Here is a 1,170-nt window from a genome sequence, read left to right as displayed (position 1 = left end):
GCAAGCTTTGATCCGGAGATTTCCGAATGGGGAAACCCACCACTCGTAATGGAGTGGTATCCATATCTGAATTCATAGGATATGAGAAGGCAGACCCGGGGAACTGAAACATCTAAGTACCCGGAGGAAGAGAAAGCAAATGCGATTCCCTGAGTAGCGGCGAGCGAAACGGAACATAGCCCAAACCAAGAGGCCTGCCTCTTGGGGTTGTAGGACATTCTGTACGGAGTTACAAAGGAACGAGGTAGATGAAGAGGTCTGGAAAGGCCCGCCATAGGAGGTAACAGCCCTGTAGTCAAAACTTCGTTCTCTCCTGAGTGGATCCTGAGTACGGCGGAACACGTGAAATTCCGTCGGAATCCGGGAGGACCATCTCCCAAGGCTAAATACTCCCTAGTGACCGATAGTGAACCAGTACCGTGAGGGAAAGGTGAAAAGCACCCCGGAAGGGGAGTGAAAGAGATCCTGAAACCGTGTGCCTACAAGTAGTCAGAGCCCGTTAACGGGTGATGGCGTGCCTTTTGTAGAATGAACCGGCGAGTTACGTTTAACATGCAAGGTTAAGTCGAGAAGACGGAGCCGCAGCGAAAGCGAGTCTGAATAGGGCGAATTGAGTACGTGGTCGTAGACCCGAAACCAGGTGATCTACCCATGTCCAGGGTGAAGTTCAGGTAACACTGAATGGAGGCCCGAACCCACGCACGTTGAAAAGTGCGGGGATGAGGTGTGGGTAGCGGAGAAATTACAATCGAACTCGGAGATAGCTGGTTCTCCCCGAAATAGCTTTAGGGCTAGCCTCAAGGTAAGAGTCTCGGAGGTAGAGCACTGATTGGACTAGGGGCCCCTACCGGGTTACCGAATTCAGTCAAACTCCGAATGCCAATGACTTATCCTTGGGAGTCAGACTGCGAGTGATAAGATCCGTAGTCGAAAGGGAAACAGCCCAGACCGCCAGCTAAGGTCCCAAAGTGTGTATTAAGTGGAAAAGGATGTGGAGTTGCTTAGACAACTAGGATGTTGGCTTAGAAGCAGCCACCATTTAAAGAGTGCGTAATAGCTCACTAGTCGAGTGACTCTGCGCCGAAAATGTACCGGGGCTAAACGTATCACCGAAGCTGCGGACTGTTCTTCGAACAGAGGTAGGAGAGCGTTCTAAGGGCTGAGAAGCAA

At 51.2% G+C, this 1,170-nt stretch carries 1 rRNA gene; it reads left to right on the top strand.

The annotated features are described in order from the left end of the window. Positions 1-1,170 (top strand): 23S ribosomal RNA (locus tag ACFWZ5_RS46485); the annotation flags it as partial.

It is taken from the genome of Streptomyces sp. NPDC059003, from assembly GCF_042740445.1.
Lineage (GTDB): Bacteria > Actinomycetota > Actinomycetes > Streptomycetales > Streptomycetaceae > Streptomyces.
This window is presented reverse-complemented; position numbering and strand designations above follow the sequence as displayed.